This is a genomic window from Tessaracoccus lubricantis, from assembly GCF_039544535.1.
Taxonomy (GTDB): Bacteria; Actinomycetota; Actinomycetes; order Propionibacteriales; family Propionibacteriaceae; genus Arachnia; species Arachnia lubricantis.
Genome location: NZ_BAABLV010000027.1, coordinates 77,053 through 97,301, shown reverse-complemented (window position 1 = coordinate 97,301; position 20,249 = coordinate 77,053). Strand labels below are relative to the sequence as shown.

Sequence of the window (20,249 nt, the reverse complement as noted above, 5' to 3'; positions counted from 1 at the left end):
GCGGGCATCTTGAGATGAGTCAACGAATCGGCCTACGCGGGCATCTAGCGTGAGTCAACTCGCCGATTTGTGGTGTTCGCGCGACGTGGTGTAGTGTTTCTTCTCGTGCTCGGGAAGCCGGGCATGCTAGGGGTATGGGGTAATTGGCAGCCCGCCGGATTCTGGTTCCGTCAGTCTAGGTTCGAGTCCTGGTACCCCTGCGGAAGGCGATTAGCCATCCAGCAGGCGAGAGTGTTAAGCTCTCCCACGCGCTAGGGGCCCCGTTGTGTAGCGGCCTAGCACGCCGCCCTCTCAAGGCGGTAGCGCGGGTTCGAATCCCGTCGGGGCTACAAGGCAAATCCCCCGGTCGAAAGACCGGGGGATTTCTTGTTTTCGCGCCGGAGCGGATCATTCCGGGGCGCCGGAGCGGCGCAGCACCTCACTCAGGCGTTCGGCTGCGGCCAGCACGGCGGGCGCGTGCAGCCGGCCGGGGGAGCGGGTGAGGCGCTCGATGGGGCCCGACACGGACACGGCGGCGATGAGCTTGCCGGACGGGGCCAGCACCGGTGCCGACACGGAGGCCACGCCGGCCTCGCGCTCGGCCACCGACTGCGCCCAACCGCGGCGGCGCACGGTCTGGAGCGTGGCCGTGGTGAACGACGCGGCCTCGAGCAGCTTCTCGAGCTTCTCCTGCTCCTCCCAGGCCAGGAGCACCTGCGCCGCAGAACCAGCCGACATCGAGAGCTGCGCGCCCACCGGGACGGTGTCGCGGAGGCCCGACGGCCGCTCGACGGCGGCCACGCAGACGCGGTAGTCGCCCTGGCGGCGGAAGAGCTGGACCGATTCACCCGTGATGTCGCGCAGCCGCTGGAGGATGGGGCCGGCGGTGGCCAGCAGGGGGTCCTCGCCCGCCGACTCGGCCAGCTCGATCAGCCGGGGGCCCAGCACGAAGCGGCCCTGCAGGTCTCGGCCCACGAAGCGGTGGTGCTCCAGCGCGACGGCGAGGCGGTGTGCGGTGGGGCGGGCCAGCCCGGTGGCCGTGACAAGGCCTGCGAGGGTGAGGGGATTGCGCTCGAGGGCGGCCAGAACCAGGCTCGCCTTGTCGAGTACTCCAACGCCAGAAGTATCGTCCATATGGTGAGATTATCAATCCACATGCTGGACAAGCAAACGGGCGAGTTGGCTCGGAGGGTTCATACTTGCCGAGTTCACACGAACGATTTCATCTTTCGAAGCGAGGAGCCATGGGTAAGACCCTGAGCGAAAAGGTATGGGACGCGCACGTCGTCCGCGCCGCCGACGGAGAGCCGGACCTGCTCTACATTGACCTGCATCTCGTCCATGAGGTGACCAGCCCCCAGGCCTTCGAGGGCCTGCGCCTGGCCGGCCGTCCCGTCCGTCGCCCCGACCTCACGCTCGCGACGGAGGACCACAACACCCCGACGCTCAACATTCTGGCGCCGATCGCTGACCCGGTCTCGCGCAAGCAGGTCGACACCCTCCGCCAGAACGCCGAGGCGTTCGGCATCCGCATCCACTCCCTGGGTGACAAGGACCAGGGCGTCGTCCACATCATCGGTCCCCAGTTGGGCGTGACGCAGCCGGGCATGACGATCGTCTGCGGCGACTCCCACACCTCGACGCACGGCGCCTTCGGCGCGCTGGCCTTCGGCATCGGCACCTCCGAGGTGGAGCACGTCCTGGCCACCCAGACGCTGAACCAGGCCAAGCCCAAGACCATGGCCGTCAACATCAACGGCGAACTGCCCGACGGTGTGACGGCCAAGGACGTCGTGCTGGCGCTGATCGCCAAGGTCGGCACCGGCGGCGGCCAGGGCCACATCGTCGAGTACCGCGGCACCACCATCGAGAACCTGTCGATGGAGGGTCGCATGACGATCTGCAACATGTCCATCGAGTGGGGCGCCAAGGCCGGCATGATCGCGCCGGATGAGACCACCTTCGCCTACCTCAAGGGGCGCCCGCACGCGCCGGAGGGCGAGGACTGGGACGCCGCCGTCGAGTACTGGAAGACCCTGAAGAGCGACGACGACGCCACGTTCGACGTCGAGGTCGACATCGATGCCACCCAGCTGACCCCCTTCGTCACCTGGGGCACCAACCCGGGCCACGGCGTGCCGCTGGGCGCCTCGGTGCCCGCGCCCGAGGATTTCGCCGACGAGGTGGAACAGGCCACTGCCCGCCGCGCGCTGGAGTACATGGACCTCGTCCCGGGTACGCCCATGCGTGACATCAAGGTCGACACCGTCTTCCTCGGCTCCTGCACCAACGGCCGCATCGAGGACCTGCGCCTCGCAGCCTCCGTGCTGCAGGGCAGGAAGATCGCCGACGGCGTGCGCATGCTGGTCGTGCCCGGCTCGGCCCGCGTCCGCATCGAGGCCGAGACCGAGGGCCTGGACAAGGTCTTCCTGGACTTCGGCGCCGAGTGGCGCGCAGCAGGCTGCTCGATGTGCCTGGGCATGAACCCGGACCAGCTGGCTCCGGGTGAGCGCTCGGCGTCCACGTCGAACCGCAACTTCGAGGGCCGCCAGGGCAAGGGGGGCCGCACCCACCTGGTGTCGCCCGCCGTCGCTGCCGCGACCGCCATCACCGGCCACCTGGCCGCCCCCGCAGACCTGATTGGAGCCTGACCCATGGAACCGTTCAAGAGCCACACCGGCATCGCCGTTGCGCTCCAGCGCTCGAACGTCGACACCGACCAGATCATCCCTGCGGTCTACCTCAAGCGCATCACGCGCACCGGATTCGAGGACGGCCTGTTCGCCGCCTGGCGCAACGACCCGGAGTTCGTCCTGAACAAGGAGCCGTTCACCCACGGCACCATCCTCATCCCGGGGCCCGACTTCGGCACCGGCTCGTCGCGCGAGCACGCCGTCTGGGCGCTGCAGAACTACGGCTTCAAGGTCGTCATCGGCACCCGCTTCGGTGACATCTTCCGCTCGAACTCCGGCAAGGCCGGCCTGCTGATCGCGCTGGTGTCGGAGGAGGACCGCGACCGCCTGTGGGACGCCATCGAGGCCGACCCGAACGTCGAGACCTCGGTCGACCTGGAGACCCAGACCATCACCAGGGGTGACCTGGTGGTGCAGTTCCAGATCGACGAGTACACCAAGCACCGTCTGCTCAACGGCCTCGACGACATCTCGCTGACGCTGCAGCACGACGAGACGATCTCGCAGTACGAGGCGACCCGCCCGGCGTTCAAGCCGAAGACGCTGCCGGCGCGCACCGCCGGCTGAGCCGGGGCTTCCGCGCCCACGCCCGCAAGGGGCCTGCCGTGAGGCAGGCCCCTTGCGTCGTTCGGGAACCCTGGAGGCTCCTCCCATGAAGAGCCTCATCACGCTACCCACTGCGGCGCGCAACGTCGCCCTGCTCGTCGCACGCGTCATCGTCGGCGCGGTCCTCATCGCCCACGGCATCCAGAAGTTCAGCGAGTGGACCTTGGCCGGTATCGGCGCCGCCTTCGCCGAGATGGGCGTGCCCGCGCCGCAGCTGTCGGCGACCATTGCGGCCTTCGTCGAACTCGTCGGCGGCATCCTGCTGCTGGCCGGCGCGTTCTCGGCCATCGCCGGTTTCGTGGTGGCGCTCGAGATGCTCGGCGCCGCCGTCATCGTCCACCTGTCCGGTGGCGTCTTCGTCGCCTCCAACGGTTGGGAGCTCGTCGGCGTCATCGCCGCGGCTGCCCTGGCCGTTGGCGTTGCCGGTGCAGGGCGCTACTCCGTCGACGCGCTGATCCTCGACCGCACCTCTGGGGTCGCCGTCGGCGACCGCGAGTTGGCGACCGTCGGTCGCTGACCCCTCAGCGTCGCGCGCCCCGGCCCCACGTGGGCCGGGGTTTCGTCGTTCTCGGGGGCGGATGGTGGGCTGCGGCACCGGAAGGCCAGTCCGGGAATAGCGGAGTCCCGCGCGGCGTTGAAGCTCACATGGACACCATGCCGACCCGGATGCGCAGCGCTGCTGCGCCAGTGGTGGGCCCAGTGCGGGCCTTCGTGCTTCTCGCGCTATTGTCTGTCGTGATGGACAAGGAACTTCTCGATGCGTCACAGGACGCCGAACTCGACGACGCGGCCGCCGCGGCGTTCGAGGAGGAAGCGCTGAGCCATCTCGACCGTCTGTACGGTGCGGCCCTGCGCATGACGCGCAACCCGGCCGATGCCGAGGACGTCGTGCAGGACACCTACGCCCGGGCCTTCGCCTCGCGCCACACGTTCACCCCCGGCACCAACCTGAAGGCCTGGCTGTACCGGATCCTCACCAACACCTACATCAACGCCTACCGCAAGGCGCAGCGCTCGCCGCAGACCAGCGGCGACGAGGACGTGACGGACTGGCAGCTCGCCCGGGCGGCCTCGCACGACTCGACCGGGCTGCGCAGCGCCGAGATGGAGGCCCTCGACCAGACGCCTGACGCCGCCGTCGCCGACGCGATCGCGGCGCTGCCGGAGAACTTCCGCATGGCAGTGCTCCTGGCAGACGTCGAGGGCTTCTCCTACAAGGAGATCGCCCAGATCATGGACACCCCGCTGGGCACCGTGATGAGCAGATTGAACCGCGGCCGCGCCCAACTGCGCGAGCTGCTCGCCGATTACGCCCGTGAGCGGGGTATCGGTCGGAAGGCGGGAGGCCGGTGATGAGTGAAAGCGACATGTTCTCCCACGCGCATGACGAGATGGACGAGTGCGTCCAGGCGCTCGCGCGGGTGCACGCGTTCCTGCACAACGAACTGGTCGAGGCCGACGCGGACATGATCCGCCACCACCTGCATGCCTGTGAGCGATGTATGGAGAACTTCGAGATCGAATCCACCATCACCGAGATGATCCAGCGCAGCCAGCCGCAACAGTCGGCACCGTCGACGTTGACGGCCCGCATCCAGACCATGCGCATCTCCCGGACGGGCTGAGGAAAGCCCAGGAAAACGACAAGCCCCCGCACCAGGCGGGGGCTTTTGGTTTCGGTCAGGCGTTGGGACGCTTACCGTGGTTGGCGCCGTTCTTACGACGAGCCTTGCGCTTGCGGCCACGCTTACCCATAGTTGGGCCTCCTTGTATCACGTTCAGGGGACGCCCCATTGTGCCAGAAGGACCGGGCTGCATGGAAAAGGGTGTCCGTGGCAGAGTGGACCCGTGAGCCGTGATGTTGACCTGATGAGCGACGACGAGTGGCTGGATGCGTTCGTGTCCGGCTGGCAGATGCTGGCAGACCTGAGTTTCTCCGACCTCGTCCTCTGGAAGCCCCTCACCGAGGAGGGCGACATCTTTGCCTGCACGGCCCAGGTGAGGCCCGTGACGGGCCCCACAGCCCTCGAGGAGGACATCGTGGGCGAACTCATCGAGTACGAACCCGACCATCAGGTCACCGTCGCCTTCATGACGCACGAGATCGCCGAGACCAGCGACAACGCCATCTCGGCCGGCATCCCCGTCGACGTCTGGGCCATCCCCGTCCTGCGGCACGACCGCCCGGTGGCGGTCATCGAACGCCACACCAACCAGATGGGCATGCGCGCCACCGGCGCCCTGGAGGAGAACTACCTCGAGGCCGCCGAGATCCTCACGCAGATGCTCATGCGCGGCGAGTTCCCGCTGGTGCCGCCGTCGGACAAGGCGCTGATGCCGCGCGTGGCCGACGGCGTCCTGCGGGTGCAGCCGGACGGAGTGATTTCCTACGCGAGCCCCAACGCCATCACCGGCTACCGTCGACTGGGCGCGATCGGCGACATCGAGGGGGAGCGGTTCCGGGAACTCACCCGCCAGCTCCGCGAGGGCGTCGAGGCGGTGGGACAGACCGTCAGTGCCGACATCGACGGCAGGCTCACCCTGGAGTTCGACGTCGAGGCGCGGGGCGCGTCGATGCGGTTCGTCGTGCTGCCGCTGTGGCTGGAGTTCACCACCGCCGGCATGCTCGTCCTCTGCCGCGACACCACGGACCTCCGCCGCCGAGACCGGATGCTCGTCACGAAGGACGCCACCATCCGCGAGATCCACCACCGCGTCAAGAACAACCTCCAGACCGTGGCGGCACTGCTGCGCATGCAGTCGCGCCGGCTGAAGTCGGAGGAGGGTAAGGAGGCCCTGCGCGACGCCATGCGCCGCGTCTCCTCGATCGCCATGGTCCATGAGACGCTGAGCTACTCACTGGTGGAGGAGGTGGCGTTCGACGAGGTGTGCGACAAGATCCTCGACATGGTGGGCGACCTTGCGGCCTCCGCAGGCACCGTGCGAGCGGTGCGGCGCGGCACGTTCGGCGTCATTCCGGCCGAGATGGCCACCTCGTTGTCGATGGTGATCACCGAGCTGTGCCAGAACGCCGTCGAACATGGCCTGGACAGCGCCTCGGGGGTGGTGGAGGTCGTGCCGCAGCGCGACCGGGCCATGCTACGGATCGACATCGCCGACGGCGGGCACGGGCTGCCGGAAGGGTTCCGCATGGGAGCCCAGAAGTCATTGGGGCTGTCGATCATCTCGACGCTCATCCACGACCTCGACGGTACCTTCACGCTGAAGAACCGGGAGGACGGCCCCGGCACGGTGGCGCACATCATGCTGCCCGTGCCCTAGGGGCGGCGTGCCACGCCGCTCCGACGCTCAGTTGTTGCGCAGGCGGGAGCGGGCCGCTCGGCGCTTGATCGCGCGGCGCTCGTCCTCGCTCAGACCACCCCAGACACCGTGGTCCTGACCGGCCTCGAGCGCCCACGAGAGGCACTGGTCCTTGACGACACAACGGGCGCAGATCTTCTTGGCTTCTTCGATTTGTGCCAACGCCGGCCCGGTGTTGCCGACGGGAAAGAACAACTCCGGATCCTCAGTGAGGCAGGCGGCCCTGTGGCGCCAATCCATAGTTGTACTCCTTCTGTCGGGTGGGGTTCTGTGCTCCGGAGAATCTCCGCAAGCTCATGCAGGTTACCCTTGCCTGCAACGATAAGCAATAGTTGCCGCCGTGTGTTGTATACCGCGCCAACGCGTGGGCAAGTTGCCCAAATCCTGGCAACTCAGGCACGCTGAGGTCGTGAGTGCTGTACTGCGTCGACCCCTGCTGGCCGTCCCCGTGATCCTGACCGCGCTGACGGGTCTGGGGATCCTGGGCGTCGCCGTCGGCGCGCTCGTGGCCAACCCCGAACGGTTCGGCGTGGGCGTGGCGCTGATGCTCACGATCTACGGCGCGGCGCTCATCGCCATTGCGTGGTTGGTCGCCCGGGGTCAGCGCTGGGCGCTGGGCCTGATCGTCGCCTCGTCCCTGTTGCATGCGATGGTCGTCTACAGCCTGATGGGTACCGATGACCGTGCGCAGTTCATCGGTACCCTCGTCGTGGCCCCGTTCGTCCTCGCCACCGTCGTGACCTCCGTGGTGGCGGTCGGGCGGGGCGAGATGGAGAAGGCCTAGACCAGCCGGCCCGCGCCCTGGGCGGGCGTCGCGGTGAACCACTCCGGCCTGCCGAAGCCGGCGCCCGCGAAGGCGTCGGCGATGGCCAGCCCGATCCTGTCGGCGTCGCCCTGGTGCGTCAGCGCGATGATGCAGCCGCCGAAGCCGCCGCCCGTCATCCGTGCGCCGAGCGCCCCCGCCTTCTTGGCAGTCTCGACGGCGAGGTCCACCGTGTCGACGGTGATCTCGTAGTCGTCGCGCATCGAGGCGTGGGACTCGTCCAACAGTGGCGCCAGCGCGGCCAGGTCGCCGCTGCGTGCCACCTCGAGGGCCTTGAGCACCCGCTCGTTCTCAGTGACGACGTGCCGCACGCGCTTGACCATCGTGGGGTCGTCGAGCTTCTCGATGGCCTCGTCGAGGTCGGTGACGTCACGCAGCGCAGGAATGCCGAGGATGGCCGCGGCCTGCTCGCAGCTGGCCCTGCGGGTGCCGTACTCGCCGTCGACGTGGCTGTGGGGCGTCTTGGTGTCGAGCACGAGCATCTCGTAGCCCTGCTCCGCCATGGGGAGCGGGACCTGCTCGGTCTCGAGGGTGCGGCAGTCGAGGAACAGGCCGTGGTCCGCCTCGCACAGCGTGCTGGCGGCCTGGTCCAGCAGGCCCGTGGGCGCACCGACGTAGGCGTTCTCCGCCACGCGGGCGAGCTTCGCACGGTCCACCGGGTCGATGTCGAGCCCGTACAGGTCGCACAGGACCGCGACGGTGGCGCACTCGATGGCGGCGGAGCTGGAGAGCCCCGCGCCCAGGGGCACGTCCGACGTCATCACCAGGTTGGCGCCGCGCACGTCGTGGCCCGCCTCGCGCAGGGCCCACACGACGCCGGCCAGGTAGGCCGACCAGCCCTCACTGCCCGGTGCAAGTTCCTCGACGGTGAGGCGCACCTCGTCGTCGAGTTCGAGCGACACGATCACCAACTGGTCGTCGTCGCGGCGGCCGCCCGCGATGATGGCCTTCTTGTCCAGCGCGAACGGCAGCACGAAGCCGTCGTTGTAGTCGGTGTGCTCACCGATCAGGTTCACGCGGCCCGGGGCGTACCACAACCCTTCCGGCTCGCCCCCCACGGCCTCACGGTAACGCTGCGTGAGCGCGTCGAGGTCGGGCATCAGTCCTCCTCCTCGTCGTCGTCGAGACGAGCGAGCCACGAGGCGAGGCGCTCCACAGGGGTTTCGAATTCGGGGTTGAGGTCGACGAAGGTGCGCAGTTGATCGGCGAGCCACTCGAAGGTGATCTCCTCGTGGCCACGCCGGTCAACCAGCTCCTCCAGCCCGCGGTCGGTGAAATACATGACCGAAAGCTTAGGGCCTCAGCCCAGTGCCGCGCCCAGCAGGTCCTCCTCCTGCTGCTTGTGGACGGCCATCGACCCGACCGAGGGCGCCGACGACCACGGCCGCGTCACGGGCGTCATCGTGAGGTCGAACTCGGGGAAGACCTCCTTGATCGCGCCGGGCAGGTGCACCGACATGAACGGCCAGGCGCCTTGGTTCTCCGGCTCGTCCTGCACGAACCGCACGTCGGTGACGTGTGCGTACTGGCGCAGGATGGTGGCCAGCTCCTCAGCGGGCAACGGGTACAGGCGTTCGAGTGCGATGATCGCCACCTTGCCGTCGTGGCCCATCTTCTCCCTGCGGGCCACGAGGTCCCAGCGCACCTTGCCGGAGCACAGGAGGATCCGCTCGACCTTCGACGGGTCCGCGATGGTGGGGTCGTCGAGGGCGGGGTGCCAGCGTCCGGAGGTGAACTCCTCGGGGGTCGACGTGGCGAGCTTGTTGCGCAGCATCGACTTCGGGGTGGCGATCACCACTGGGCGATGCCAGTTCACGTAGGCGTGCTGGCGCAGCAGGTGGAAGTGGTTGGCAGGGGTCGACGGCTGGCACACCGCCAGCGCGCCCTCGGCGCACAGCTGCAGCCACCGCTCGATGCGGGCCGACGAGTGGTCTGGCCCCTGGCCCTCGTAGCCGTGGGGGAGGAGCAGGCACACGCCGGACTTCTGGCCCCACTTGGCGTTGCCGGAGGCCACGAACTCGTCCGAGATGGTCTGGGCACCGTTGACGAAGTCGCCGAACTGCGCCTCCCACAGCACGAGCGCGTCGGGCCGGGCCACCGAGTAGCCGTACTCGAAGCCGAGGGCCGCATATTCGCTGAGCAGCGAGTCCCAGACCTCGAAGGTGGCCTGGTCCTCGGTGAGGTGCTTCAGCGGCACCCAGGCCTCGTTGGTGATCCGGTCCACGATGGCGGCGAAGCGCTGCGAGAACGTGCCGCGGCGGGAGTCCTGGCCGGCGAGGCGGACGGGGCGGCCCTCCATGAGCAGCGACCCGAACGCGATGATCTCGGCCGTGGCCCAGTCGATCGGGCCGTGCATGATCGCCTCGGCGCGCCGCTCCAGCTGCGGCAGCACCTTCGGGTGCACGGAGAACCCGTCGGGGAACTGCGTGTGCACGTTGGCGATGGTCTGCAGCATCTCCGTGGTGATCTCGGTGAGGCGCTCCTCGGGCTTGGTGGGGTAGTACGGCACCTTGCGGTACTCGTCGGGGGCGCCCTTGGACTCGCGGACCTCACGGAACACGTTCTCCAGGCGGGCCCGGAAGCGGTTCATGACGTCCTCGGCGTCCGTCATGGAGATGTCGCCACGGCCGATCAGCGACTCGGTGTACAGCCGGCGCGTGGAGCGCTTCTGCTCGATGAGGTCGTACATGTTCGGCTGCGTGAAGCTCGGGTCGTCGCCCTCGTTGTGGCCACGGCGGCGGTAGCAGACCAGGTCGATGACGACGTCCTTGTGGAACGTCTGGCGGTACTCGAACGCGATGCGCGCGGCGCGGATGCAGGAGTCGGGGTCATCCCCGTTGACGTGCAGCACCGGGGCGGAGATGGACTTGGCCACGTCCGTCGAGTACGTCGAGGACCGCGACTCCGTCGGGGCGGTGGTGAAGCCCACCTGGTTGTTGACCACGACGTGGATGGTGCCACCGGTCTTGTAACCGCGCAGCTGCGACATCTGCATGGTCTCGAACACCACGCCCTGGCCGGAGAACGACGCATCGCCGTGCAGCGTCAACGGCAGCACCGGGTAGTCGCTCTGCCCCAACATGTCCTGCTTGGCGCGGGCGATGCCCTGGAGCACGGGGTTGACGGCCTCGAGGTGCGAGGGGTTCGCGGCGACCGAGGTCTTGACGGTGGCGCCGTTCGAGGCGACGAAGGTGCCCTCGGCGCCCAGGTGGTACTTGACGTCACCGGTGCCGGAGCGGTCCACCTGGCCGTCGAACTCGCGGAAGATCTGGCCGTAGCTCTTGCCGACGATGTTGGCCAGCACGTTGAGGCGGCCGCGGTGCGGCATGCCGATGCAGACCTCGTCGACGGCGTCGTTGGCCGCCTGCTGCGCGATCTCGTCGAGCAGGATGATCAGCGACTCGCCGCCCTCCAGCGAGAAGCGCTTCTGGCCGACGAACTTCGTCTGCAGGAAGGTCTCGAAGATCTCCGCCTCGTTGAGCTTGTCCAGCGCGTGCATGTGCTCGTCGTGCGTGAGCGCCTGGTGCGGCTTCTCGATGCGCTGCTGGAACCAGCGCCGCTGGCGCGGGTCCGAGATGTGCATGTACTCGACGCCCACCGTGCGGCAGTACGAGTCCTGCAGTGTGGAAATGATGTCGCGCAGCGGCAGGTAGGTGCGTTCGCTGCCGCCGAAGGTGCCGACGGCGAACTCGCGGTCGAGGTCCCAGATCGACAGCCCGTGCGTCTCGAGGCGCAGGTCCTCGTGGGAACGCTGGCGGTACTCGAGGGGGTCGGTGTCGGCCACCAGATGCCCGAACGCGCGGTAGGCGTTGATGAGTTCGAGCACGCGGGCAGTCTTGGAGACCTGGTTGTCACGGTGGGCGGAGATGTCGCCGGCCCAGCGCAGCGGCTCGTAGGGGATCCGCAGCGCTTCGAAGATCTGGTCGTAGAAGCCGTCCTCGCCCAGCAGCAGCCCGTGCATCCTCTTCAGGAACTCACCGGAGGTGGCGCCCTGGATGACGCGGTGGTCGTAGGTGGAGGTCAGCGTGGTGATCTTGGACACCGCGAGTTCGGTCATCTTCGAATCGCTCATGCCCTGGAACTCGGCGGGGTAGTCGATGTTGCCGACGCCCAGGATCATGCCCTGGCCCGTCATGAGGCGCGGCACCGAGTGGTTGGTGCCGATGCCGCCCGGGTTGGTCAGCGACGCCGTCGTGCCCGCGAAGTCGGAGACTTGCAGGTCTCCGGCGCGGGTCTTCTGCACCACCTGCTCATAGGCCGACCAGAACTGGAAGAAGTTGAAGTTCTCGCACCCCTTGATGTTGGGCACCAGGAGTTGGCGGGTGTCGCCCTTCTGCACGTCGATGGCGATACCGAGGTTGATCGACGGGTTCTCGATCAGGTTGGGCTTGCCGTCGACGACGTCGTAGGCGTTGTTCATGTCCGGCATGGCCTTGAGCGCCTGCACCATCGCGAAGCCGATGATGTGGGTGAACGAGACCTTGCCGCCCTTGGACTGCCGCAGGAAGTTGTTGATGAGGGTGCGCTGGTCGATGACCAGCTTCATCGGCACCGAGCGCACCGACGTGGCCGTGGGCACCGTCAGCGACGTGTCCATGTTCTTGGCGGTGCGCATGGGTGCGCCGCGGAGCACCGTGTACTTGGGCTGGGCCGCCGTCGGCTCGGGGCGCACGCTGGGGCTGGGGGTGTTGGCGCTGAGGCCGGCACCGGAGCCCGGGTTGTGCGGAGCGTTGCGGCCGGTGGTGACCTTCTCGACGGTGGGCCGGGCTTCGGTCTTCGTGGTGGCGGCCGGACGCGCAGGAGGCGTGTCGGTCACGCCGGAGGCCGCCTCGCGCTGCTTCGCCTCGGGCGACTTGGGCCGCTCGGCCTTGGCGTCCGGCTTGGCCGCAGCAGGGCTGGCGGAGGCGGGCTTCGGCGCAGGCTTGGTCTCGGCCTGCGGCGCGGCCTGGGGCTTCTCGGGTGTCGGCTGCGTCGGGGGAGCGGCGGATTCCACGGCGGCGGGCTGCGGCGGCGCTCCCTCGGCTGCGAAGAACTCACGCCAGGTGGCGTCCACTGACTGCGGGTCTGCGTCGTACGCCTCCCGCATCTCGTCGATGAGCCAGGAGTTGGCACCGAAAAGGTCGTTTGAGTCAGGTGCTGACATGTTCCGTGGCAGAAGCCACTTTCCCCTCTGTTCGGACGGAGGCCGCAGACGTCTGCGGCTGCTTCACGAAGCTTACCCAATGTTGGGCAGTGGTCCCGCCCACATTCTCAGGACGATCGCCTGCGCGTCGCCTTCAGCGTCACGGCCAGTGCGTACCCGGTCAGTGCCACCAGCATGAGGTTGCGCAGCACGAGCACCGAGGTCTCGGGGCCGGACCCCTGCGGGATCGCCATGATGCCGTAGGCCCCCCATGGGTAGGTGAACTGGGTCAGGCCGCCGATGATGACCAGGGCCACCGCGAACACCGTGACGTGTCGCCCCAACCAGGCGCTCCGCCGGGTGGCGAGCAGCGCTGCCACCGGGCCGCCCAGCCACACGATGTACTGGGGCGACAATGTCTTGTTGGCGACGACGGTGGCCAGCACGACGGTCAGCACGGCGAGCAGCATGCCCTCGTAGAGGCGGTGGTCGTCCCGGTCGTAGGCGCGGATCAGCCGGTAGCTCAACCACGCCGTCAGCAGGACCGAGGCGACGGTGAGCACCGACGACAGCGTCAGCATCGCCTGGATGCCGGGGCCCGTCACGACCTCCAGGGCGTTGAACTTCGACAACTCGATGAGCCAGCTCTCGTTGTGGGTGAACGTGCGCAGGAACATCAGTGGGGTGGCCGGTACCGACTCGATCTGCAGGCCGCGGTCGCCCTGCCAGGTCAGCGGCGACGCCGAGCGCGCCCAGCCACTGGTGATGAGCGACGCCGCGGCCAGGCCGAAGCCCACGACGACGAAGCCGATCAGGCGCGAACGGCCGCCCCCCTTGCGCAGGGGGTTGGGCGCCAGCAGCGGCCCGATCAGCAGCGCGGGCCACAGCTTCACCGCCGCGCCGAGGCCGATGGCGCCGCCCGCGACCTTGGGGAACCGCTGGGCGTAGAGGCAGGCGATGGCCACCAGCGCGGCCGGGATGAGGTCGAAGCGGTACCAGAGGACGGCACCCTGGGCACCGGTGAAGAGGATCCAGAAGAGCGCACCGGCGGCATGGCCGCGGCGGTACAGCAGGATCGCGACCAGGGCGTCGAGGGCGAGGAAGCACCCGACGTAGACCGGGGCCCACGTCTCCCAACCACCGCCGAGCATGTACACCAGCTGCAGCAGCCACACCGCCGGGACGGGGTATTCGAGCATGATGCCCTGCTCGCCCAGCTCCAGCTTGTTGAGGTAGAACGCGTAGTACGTGATGTCGTTGGCGATGAAGGCGACCTGTTCGAGCTTCAACGACAAGAAGATCAGCCAGCGGGTGGCGGCGAACGTCAGGACGAGGAGGACCGGCACCAGGAGGTCCCGGAGGGGGAGGCTTCGTGCTGCACGTACGTCTGCGGTCACTCTGCTCCCCTTTGAACGGCTGGCGCCCCCGCGAGGATTCGAACCTCGGCTCCCGCCTCCGGAGGGCGGTGCTCTATCCCCTGAGCTACGGGGGCCCGTCACCCGCAGGCGACCGTGAAAGGGTAGCACCTCGTGGCGGCCCCCAAAACCACGTCCGACTGACGTTAAGGTGGCCGCGTGCGTAGGTTGTCGGTGCTCCTGGTCACGCTCGTGTTGCTCGTCGGGTGCGTTTCGCGCCCGGAACCGGCGCCGGCGGTGCAGCGAGCCACCCCGCCGCCGTGGGACGCCCCGCGCGACGCGATCTCCCACATCCGCGCGGCCGGACTGCGCGAACTCGGGCTCGGCGACGACGCGGACCCGTGGATCCTTCAGCTGGAGGTCACCGTCGACGGCAGCCCCGTCGAGGTGCCGGCCTTCATCGGCATCGACCGCCCCCGCGCGGTCCAGGCGCCCGTCCACACGCACGACGTCGGCGGCGAGGTCTGGCTCGAGGGCGAGGGCAATCGCGAGTCGACGTTGGGCGACTTCTTCGCCCTCTGGGGCGTCCGCTTCGTCGACGGCTGCCTGGGCGCCGCGTGCGGGTCGCTCACCGTGACCGTCGACGGCGTGCCCACCGCTGGCGATCCCGCCGAGGTGTCGCTGCGCGGGGCCAAGGAGATCATGGTCGCCGCCACCAACTGATCGAAATGGCGATTGCCGACCGCGCTCTGGCAGGCTTGGCACCATGACGCACATGCACATCGCCGGCTCGATCCACGCGGACGCCGTGCAGGGCGGGCCGCAGTGGCTCACCGTGCCCGACGACCTCAACGAGCTCGACCTGAAGCTCTGGCCGCGCGGTACCCACCGTGACGACCTGGGCCGCATCGTCGTGGCCGGGGTGGCGCTGACCGACACGGCCGAGGAGCACGGCACGCCCGTCTACCTGATCGACGAGGACGACTTCCGCTCGCGGGCGCGCGACTTCATCACCGCGTTCCCCGGCTGGGCGATCTACTACGCGGGCAAGGCGCTGCTGACGCGCCGCGTGGCCCGCTGGGCGGCCGAGGAGGGGCTCAACCTCGACGTCACGACGATGGGGGAGATGCGCATCGCGCTGGCCGGCGGCATGCCGGCGGAGCGGCTCGGCCTGCACGGCAACAACAAGTCCGACGCGGAGATCGCGTTCGCGCTCGAGCAGGGCGTGGGGCGCATCATCGTCGACTCCTTCGACGAGATCAACCGCCTCGAGCGGGCCTGCGCGGACGGCGGCCACACGGCCAACGTGCTGGTGCGCGTCACCACCGGCGTCGAGGCCCACACGCACGAGTACATCGCCACCGCGCACGAGGACCAGAAGTTCGGCCTCAGCATCATGGGCGGCCAGGCCCTGACGGCGCTGGTGCGCTGCCACTCGTCGCAGTACCTCCAACTCCGCGGCATCCACAGCCACATCGGTTCGCAGATCTTCGAGACGCACGGCTTCGAGGTGGCCATCCGCCGCACGATGAAGCTCGCGTCGCAGTTCCGCACCGCCACGGGCGTCGAACTGCCCGAACTCGACCTGGGCGGCGGCTTCGGCATCGCCTACACGGCCGCCGACACGCCGTCGACCACGGCGGAGCTCGCGGCGTCGTTCGAGGAGATGATCGACCACGAGTGCCGCGCGTTCGGCATCGGCCGCCCGCACCTGAGCATCGAGCCGGGCCGCGCCATCTGCGGCCCGTCGGGGGTGGCGGTCTACGAGGTCGGCACCGTCAAGGTCGTCGAGCTGGAGGGCGGTCGCTCCCGCACCTACATCAGCGTCGACGGTGGCATGAGCGACAACATCCGTCCGGCCCTGTACGCGGCCGAGTACTCCGGGGCCCTCGCCAACCGCACGTCGGGCGCCGATCCGGTCCTGTGCCGCGTCGTCGGCAAGCACTGCGAGGGTGGCGACATCCTCATCCGCGACGTCTTCCTCCCGTCCGACGTGCGCATCGGCGACCTCATCGCCGTGCCGGGTTCGGGCGCCTACGCCCGCAGCATGGCCAATAACTACAATCAGATCCCGAAGCCCCCGGTCGTCAGCGCCAAGGACGGCGTCACCGACGTGATGCTGCGCCGCGAGACGCTCGACGACCTCATGAGATTGGACGTGGGTAAGTGAGCAAGCCGCTGAAGGTTGTGCTGTTGGGGGCCGGCGTCGTCGGTAGCCAGGTGGCACGCATCATCCTCGACGAGGGCGACACCCTGGAGGCGCGCATCGGCCGCCGCCTGGAGCTCGTGGGCATCGGCGTTCGCCGGATGGACGTCGAGCGCCCGGGCATCGACCCCGCCCTGCTGACCACCGACCTCGAGTCGCTGGTCGCGCGCGACGACCTCGACATCGTCATCGAACTCATCGGTGGCATCGACCCCGCCCGCAGCCTGGTGCGCACCGCGATCAGCAACGGCGCCTCCGTCATCTCCGCCAACAAGGCGCTCCTGGCCGAAGACCTCGGCGAGTTGTCGCGCCTGGCCGAGGAGAAGGGCGTCGACCTCCACTACGAGGCCGCCGTCGCCGGCGCGATCCCCATCATCCGGCCGCTGCGCGAGTCGCTCGTGGGCGACGACATCACCGAGGTGATGGGCATCGTCAACGGCACCACCAACTTCATCCTGGACAAGATGGTCACCGACGGCGTCAGCTTCGACTCCGCACTGGCGGAGGCCCAACAGCTGGGCTATGCCGAGGCCGACCCCACCGCGGACGTCGGTGGGCACGATGCCGCAGCCAAGGCCGCGATCCTCGCGGGCCTGGCGTTCCACACGGAGGTCAAGGGCCAGGACGTCTTCACCGAGGGCATCACGGGCGTGACGGAGGCCGACATCGCCGCCGCCGAGTCGATGGACTGCACCGTGAAGCTGCTGGCCGTCGCCAAGCTGGCCGACGACGACCGCATCACCGTCAAGGTGCACCCCGCGATGGTGGCCAAGAAGCACCCGCTGGCCGCCGTCCGCGGCGCCTACAACGCCATCTTCGTCAACTCCCGCGAGGCCGGCGAGCTGATGTTCCTCGGCGCCGGCGCCGGCGGCAGCCCGACGGCGAGCGCCGTCATGGGCGACGTCGTCACCGTGGGCCGCAACCGCCGTCGTGGCACCGCGGCGCACATGAGCTCCGGCTACACCCGGCGCCAGGTGGCGCCCATCGGCGAGTCGCGCGCACAGTTCTACGTGAGCTTCGAGGTCGAGGACCGCCCCGGCGTGCTGGCCAAGTGCGCCGCGGTGTTCGGCGACCACAACGTGTCGCTGCGCGTGGTGCAGCAGTCCTACCTGGAGGACGAGGTGCACGAGGAGGGCTTCCCGGCCCGTCTGGGCGTGATGACGCACACGACGACGGAGTCGGCGCTGGCCGACGTCGTCGCCGAGCTGCGCGAGTCCGACTTCGTCGGCTCCGAGGTGCGCGTGATGCGCCTCGAGGGCTTCTGAGGTGACCCGGCGCCTGACGGTCAGGGTCCCGGCCACGACGGCGAACCTCGGCTCCGGCTTCGACTGTGTCGGCATGGCGTTCGACTGGTACGACGAGCTGAGCCTCGAGCTGCTCGACCACCCCGGCCTGGAGATCGCCGTCACCGGCGAGGGTTCCGGCGACGTGCCGACCGACGGCAGCCACCTCGTCGTCAGGTCCATCCTCCGTGGCCTGGAGGCCTGGGGAGCGGCGACGCCCGGGATGCGGCTCACGGCGCACAACACCATCCCGCACTCGCGGGGCCTCGGGTCGTCGGCCGCCGCGATCGTGGCCGGCCTCACCCTGGCCTGGGGCATCGCCCGGCCCGACGAACCGGTGGACCGTTCGGCCATCACCCGGCTGGCGCACGAGGCGGAGGGGCACCCGGACAACGCGGGGGCCGCGGTATGGGGTGGCGCGATCCTCGCCTGGGCCAGGGACGGGAAGGTCTCGCTCGTGCAGTTGCCGCTGGCAGACGACTTCCGCGCAGTCGCCTTCGTGCCCGACTTCGAGTCGAAGACTGACGACGCCCGCGCCGTGCTGCCCGACACCGTCTCGCGCTCCGACGCGGTCGCGCAGGCGATCGCCGCCGCGGCGTTGCCGTTGGCGCTGACCAAGCGCCCCGACCTGCTGTTCGACGCCACCTCCGACCGGCTGCACCAGCAGTACCGCGCACCGCTGATGCCGTCGAGCCACGATCTCATGCTCCGCCTGCGCGCGGCGGGGGTACCCGCGGCCATCTCGGGTGCCGGCCCCACGGTCATCGCGGTCGGCCTGGACGAGCAGTTGGCCGGCATCGACGGCGTGGACGTCACGGGTTTCACCGTGCGCAAGCTGCGTCCGGCCGGGGGAGTGGAACTCCTCTGAGCCAATCTTTGGTGTTGGCGCCGGATAATTGCTAACCTGATCAGTGGCTCACCGATGAAGGCGCTGTGCGTGGCGATTCTGCCGCAGTTCTCCTTGTTGCTGAGTGGGCCCCATCATTCTGACGTCGGCGGCGCCACCCATCCATTTTCGGCGCGTCGGCTCTTGGGAAGGAATCTCGTTGAGCGAATCCGTTGACCTGTCCAGCATGAAGCTGGTCGACCTGAAGTCGGTCGCCGCAGGGCTGGGCATCAAGGGCGTCTCCGCCATGCGGAAGGCCGATCTGGTCTCCGCGATCCAGGGCCAGGGCGGTGGCAAGCCGGCCCGGCAGCGCACCGAGCGCGCCGCGCAGGCTGAACTCCCCACGGAGACCCAGCCGAAGGCCGAGGAGGCCGCACCGCAGCAGCCCCGTGAACAGCGCGACCAGCAGCCGCGCGAACAGCGCGACCAGCAGCAGGGCGACGGCACCCGCAACCGCCGCCGTCGCGGCCGTGATCGCGATCGTCAGCCCAACCAGGAGACCATCGAAGAGGTGGGCGAACTCCTGGAGGCCGCGATGGGCGGTCAGCCCGCGGGTGGCCAGCAGCGCGAACAGCGCGAGCAGCCGGCGCAGAACCGGTCCGTCAACGTCGAGCCGGCCAGCTACGACGACGACCAGGGCGGCTCGCGCCGCAGCCGCCGTCGCCGCAACCGTGATCGCAACCAGCGCCGTCAGGGCGGCGGCCGCGGGCAGGGCATGGAACGCATGGAGGCCGAGCCCACCGTCGCTGACGACGACGTGCTGGCCAACATCTCCGGCATCGTCGACATCCTCGACAACTACGCCTTCGTCCGCACCACCGGTTACCTCCCGGGCCCGGCGGACGCCTACCTCTCGATGTCGACGGTGCGCCGCTACGGCCTGCGCCGCGGCGACGTGATCAGCGGCGCCGTCCGCGTCGCCCGCGAGGGGGAGCGCAAGGAGAAGTACCAGCCGCTCGTGCGCATCGACTCGATCAACGGCGACGACCCGGAGAAGGCCAAGGGACGCCCCGAGTTCCAGAAGCTGACGCCGCTGTACCCGCAGTCGCGCCTGCGCCTGGAGACGGTGCAGAACAACCTCACCGGCCGCATCATCGACATGGTCTCGCCCATCGGCAAGGGCCAGCGTGGCCTCATCGTGTCGCCGCCGAAGGCAGGCAAGACGATGATCATGCAGGCCATCGCCAACGCGATCGCCGCCAACAACCCCGAGGTCCACCTGATGGTCGTCCTCGTCGACGAGCGCCCCGAGGAGGTCACCGACTTCCAGCGCACGGTCTCCGGCGAGGTCATCGCCTCGACGTTCGACCGCCCCGCCGAGGACCACACGATGATCTCCGAGCTGGCCATCGAGCGCGCCAAGCGCCTCGTGGAGCTGGGCCACGACGTCGTCGTGCTGCTCGACGGCATCACCCGCCTGGGCCGGGCCTACAACCTGGCCGCCCCGGCATCGGGCCGCATCCTGTCCGGTGGTGTCGACTCCGCAGCGCTCTACCCGCCGAAGAAGTTCTTCGGTGCGGCCCGCAACATCGAGAACGGCGGCTCGCTGACCATCCTCGCCACCGCGCTGATCGAGACCGGCTCGAAGATGGACGAGGTCATCTTCGAGGAGTTCAAGGGCACCGGCAACATGGAGTTGCGCCTGCGTCGCGAGCTCGCCGACAAGCGCATCTTCCCGGCCATCGACGTCGACGCCTCCGGCACGCGCCGCGAGGACCTGCTGCTCGGCCGCGACGAGCTCCAGATCATCTGGAAGCTGCGCCGCGCGCTGTCCGGCCTCGACGACCAGGCCGCGCTGGAGACCTTGAAGTCGCGCATGACCAAGACGGCCAACAACCACGACTTCCTGCTCAGCGTGCTGAAGACCACGCCGGCCCAGGACAACTGAGTCGCGCGTTTTGGCCCCTGTGCCGCGCGTGGCATACTTGAGAGTCGGGCCGGTTCCCGCCGCCTCCAGGCGACCCGGTCGAAACCA

19 protein-coding genes and 3 tRNA genes are annotated in these 20,249 nt (G+C 68.9%); 14 read left to right on the top strand and 8 right to left on the bottom strand.

What is annotated here, in order from left to right; translation table 11 throughout:
• Positions 1-128 precede the first annotated feature (128 nt).
• Positions 129-200: transfer RNA gene (locus ABEA30_RS09200), tRNA-Gln, on the top strand.
• 56 nt (positions 201-256) lie between these two features.
• Positions 257-329: transfer RNA gene (locus ABEA30_RS09195), tRNA-Glu, on the top strand.
• A 58-nt stretch (positions 330-387) separates the two neighbouring features.
• On the opposite strand, the gene ABEA30_RS09190 is transcribed toward ABEA30_RS09195, so the two are convergent.
• A complete protein-coding gene (locus ABEA30_RS09190; protein ID WP_345582103.1) occupies positions 388-1,113 on the bottom strand; it encodes an IclR family transcriptional regulator in 726 nt (241 codons plus the stop codon).
• Positions 1,114-1,223: 110 nt separating this feature from the next.
• On the opposite strand from ABEA30_RS09190, the gene leuC reads away from it, so the two are divergent.
• The 5 genes from leuC to ABEA30_RS09165 all read left to right on the top strand — a co-directional run bounded on the left by leuC (position 1,224) and on the right by ABEA30_RS09165 (position 4,903).
• On the top strand, positions 1,224-2,630 hold the full coding sequence (leuC, locus tag ABEA30_RS09185) for a 3-isopropylmalate dehydratase large subunit (protein WP_345582101.1): 1,407 nt from the start codon (positions 1,224-1,226) through the stop codon (positions 2,628-2,630).
• Between the two features lie 3 nt (positions 2,631-2,633).
• Positions 2,634-3,239 carry a 3-isopropylmalate dehydratase small subunit gene (gene leuD / locus ABEA30_RS09180; RefSeq protein WP_345582099.1) on the top strand — a complete coding sequence of 202 codons (606 nt, stop codon included), beginning with the start codon at positions 2,634-2,636 and terminating at the stop codon, positions 3,237-3,239.
• An 85-nt stretch (positions 3,240-3,324) separates the two neighbouring features.
• The gene (locus ABEA30_RS09175) at positions 3,325-3,795 is read left to right on the top strand and encodes a DoxX family protein (protein WP_345582097.1); all 471 of its coding nucleotides are present in this window, start codon (positions 3,325-3,327) and stop codon (positions 3,793-3,795) included.
• A gap of 221 nt (positions 3,796-4,016) precedes the next feature.
• A complete protein-coding gene (locus tag ABEA30_RS09170) occupies positions 4,017-4,631 on the top strand; it encodes a sigma-70 family RNA polymerase sigma factor (protein ID WP_345582107.1) in 615 nt (204 codons plus the stop codon).
• Entirely contained in the window at positions 4,631-4,903 is a 273-nt protein-coding gene (locus ABEA30_RS09165) for a zf-HC2 domain-containing protein (protein ID WP_345582096.1), read from the top strand. The genes ABEA30_RS09170 and ABEA30_RS09165 overlap by 1 nt, the downstream gene beginning before the upstream one ends.
• 55 nt (positions 4,904-4,958) lie before the next feature.
• On the opposite strand, the gene ABEA30_RS15945 is transcribed toward ABEA30_RS09165, so the two are convergent.
• The gene (locus tag ABEA30_RS15945) at positions 4,959-5,033 is read right to left on the bottom strand and encodes a 50S ribosomal protein bL37 (protein WP_369819251.1); all 75 of its coding nucleotides are present in this window, start codon (positions 5,031-5,033) and stop codon (positions 4,959-4,961) included.
• Between the two features lie 114 nt (positions 5,034-5,147).
• On the opposite strand from ABEA30_RS15945, the gene ABEA30_RS09160 reads away from it, so the two are divergent.
• Positions 5,148-6,560 carry a sensor histidine kinase gene (locus tag ABEA30_RS09160; protein WP_345582105.1) on the top strand — a complete coding sequence of 471 codons (1,413 nt, stop codon included), beginning with the start codon at positions 5,148-5,150 and terminating at the stop codon, positions 6,558-6,560.
• Between the two features lie 27 nt (positions 6,561-6,587).
• On the opposite strand, the gene ABEA30_RS09155 is transcribed toward ABEA30_RS09160, so the two are convergent.
• Entirely contained in the window at positions 6,588-6,839 is a 252-nt protein-coding gene (locus ABEA30_RS09155) for a WhiB family transcriptional regulator (RefSeq protein WP_076058478.1), read from the bottom strand.
• Between the two features lie 169 nt (positions 6,840-7,008).
• Here ABEA30_RS09155 and ABEA30_RS09150 point away from each other — a divergent pair, with 169 nt between their 5' ends.
• Positions 7,009-7,383, top strand: a complete 375-nt coding sequence (locus tag ABEA30_RS09150; RefSeq protein WP_345582095.1) for a hypothetical protein — start codon at positions 7,009-7,011, stop codon at positions 7,381-7,383.
• On the opposite strand, the gene galK is transcribed toward ABEA30_RS09150, so the two are convergent.
• The 5 genes from galK to ABEA30_RS09125 form a co-directional block, all read right to left on the bottom strand.
• A complete protein-coding gene (galK, locus tag ABEA30_RS09145; protein ID WP_345582094.1) occupies positions 7,380-8,522 on the bottom strand; it encodes a galactokinase in 1,143 nt (380 codons plus the stop codon). The two genes, ABEA30_RS09150 and galK, sit on opposite strands and share 4 nt — an antisense overlap.
• Entirely contained in the window at positions 8,522-8,704 is a 183-nt protein-coding gene (locus ABEA30_RS09140; protein ID WP_345582093.1) for a DUF6104 family protein, read from the bottom strand. The genes galK and ABEA30_RS09140 overlap by 1 nt, the downstream gene beginning before the upstream one ends.
• A gap of 18 nt (positions 8,705-8,722) precedes the next feature.
• Positions 8,723-12,565: a multifunctional oxoglutarate decarboxylase/oxoglutarate dehydrogenase thiamine pyrophosphate-binding subunit/dihydrolipoyllysine-residue succinyltransferase subunit gene (locus ABEA30_RS09135; RefSeq protein ID WP_345582092.1), complete on the bottom strand. Its 3,843-nt coding sequence runs from the start codon at positions 12,563-12,565 to the stop codon at positions 8,723-8,725.
• Between the two features lie 107 nt (positions 12,566-12,672).
• Entirely contained in the window at positions 12,673-13,941 is a 1,269-nt protein-coding gene (locus ABEA30_RS09130; protein WP_345582091.1) for a glycosyltransferase 87 family protein, read from the bottom strand.
• A 20-nt stretch (positions 13,942-13,961) separates the two neighbouring features.
• Positions 13,962-14,036, bottom strand: a tRNA-Arg gene (locus ABEA30_RS09125).
• A gap of 82 nt (positions 14,037-14,118) precedes the next feature.
• On the opposite strand from ABEA30_RS09125, the gene ABEA30_RS09120 reads away from it, so the two are divergent.
• The 5 genes from ABEA30_RS09120 to rho all read left to right on the top strand — a co-directional run bounded on the left by ABEA30_RS09120 (position 14,119) and on the right by rho (position 20,162).
• Entirely contained in the window at positions 14,119-14,622 is a 504-nt protein-coding gene (locus ABEA30_RS09120) for a hypothetical protein (protein ID WP_345582090.1), read from the top strand.
• Between the two features lie 43 nt (positions 14,623-14,665).
• Positions 14,666-16,069, top strand: a complete 1,404-nt coding sequence (lysA, locus tag ABEA30_RS09115) for a diaminopimelate decarboxylase (protein ID WP_345582089.1) — start codon at positions 14,666-14,668, stop codon at positions 16,067-16,069.
• Positions 16,066-17,370 carry a homoserine dehydrogenase gene (locus ABEA30_RS09110; protein ID WP_345582088.1) on the top strand — a complete coding sequence of 435 codons (1,305 nt, stop codon included), beginning with the start codon at positions 16,066-16,068 and terminating at the stop codon, positions 17,368-17,370. Before lysA ends, ABEA30_RS09110 begins: the two co-directional genes overlap by 4 nt.
• 1 nt (position 17,371) lies before the next feature.
• Positions 17,372-18,256, top strand: a complete 885-nt coding sequence (thrB, locus tag ABEA30_RS09105) for a homoserine kinase (RefSeq protein ID WP_345582086.1) — start codon at positions 17,372-17,374, stop codon at positions 18,254-18,256.
• A 205-nt stretch (positions 18,257-18,461) separates the two neighbouring features.
• Complete coding sequence (gene rho, locus ABEA30_RS09100) at positions 18,462-20,162, top strand: transcription termination factor Rho (protein WP_386085784.1); 1,701 nt, start codon at positions 18,462-18,464, stop codon at positions 20,160-20,162.
• The last annotated feature ends 87 nt before the right edge of the window (positions 20,163-20,249 follow it).

What these genes read in the sequence shown, in the direction of transcription:
- ABEA30_RS09140 (WP_345582093.1), bottom strand. Translation starts at nt 8,704, where the DNA reads ATGTATTTCACCGACCGCGGGCTGGAGGAGCTGGTTGACCGGCGTGGC.
- ABEA30_RS09190 (WP_345582103.1), bottom strand. Translation starts at nt 1,113, where the DNA reads ATGGACGATACTTCTGGCGTTGGAGTACTCGACAAGGCGAGCCTGGTT.
- rho (WP_386085784.1), top strand. Translation starts at nt 18,462, where the DNA reads ATGAAGCTGGTCGACCTGAAGTCGGTCGCCGCAGGGCTGGGCATCAAG.
- ABEA30_RS09170 (WP_345582107.1), top strand. Translation starts at nt 4,017, where the DNA reads ATGGACAAGGAACTTCTCGATGCGTCACAGGACGCCGAACTCGACGAC.
- ABEA30_RS09160 (WP_345582105.1), top strand. Translation starts at nt 5,148, where the DNA reads ATGAGCGACGACGAGTGGCTGGATGCGTTCGTGTCCGGCTGGCAGATG.
- galK (WP_345582094.1), bottom strand. Translation starts at nt 8,522, where the DNA reads ATGCCCGACCTCGACGCGCTCACGCAGCGTTACCGTGAGGCCGTGGGG.
- leuD (WP_345582099.1), top strand. Translation starts at nt 2,634, where the DNA reads ATGGAACCGTTCAAGAGCCACACCGGCATCGCCGTTGCGCTCCAGCGC.
- leuC (WP_345582101.1), top strand. Translation starts at nt 1,224, where the DNA reads ATGGGTAAGACCCTGAGCGAAAAGGTATGGGACGCGCACGTCGTCCGC.
- ABEA30_RS09165 (WP_345582096.1), top strand. Translation starts at nt 4,631, where the DNA reads ATGAGTGAAAGCGACATGTTCTCCCACGCGCATGACGAGATGGACGAG.
- ABEA30_RS09135 (WP_345582092.1), bottom strand. Translation starts at nt 12,565, where the DNA reads ATGTCAGCACCTGACTCAAACGACCTTTTCGGTGCCAACTCCTGGCTC.
- ABEA30_RS09155 (WP_076058478.1), bottom strand. Translation starts at nt 6,839, where the DNA reads ATGGATTGGCGCCACAGGGCCGCCTGCCTCACTGAGGATCCGGAGTTG.
- ABEA30_RS09175 (WP_345582097.1), top strand. Translation starts at nt 3,325, where the DNA reads ATGAAGAGCCTCATCACGCTACCCACTGCGGCGCGCAACGTCGCCCTG.
- lysA (WP_345582089.1), top strand. Translation starts at nt 14,666, where the DNA reads ATGACGCACATGCACATCGCCGGCTCGATCCACGCGGACGCCGTGCAG.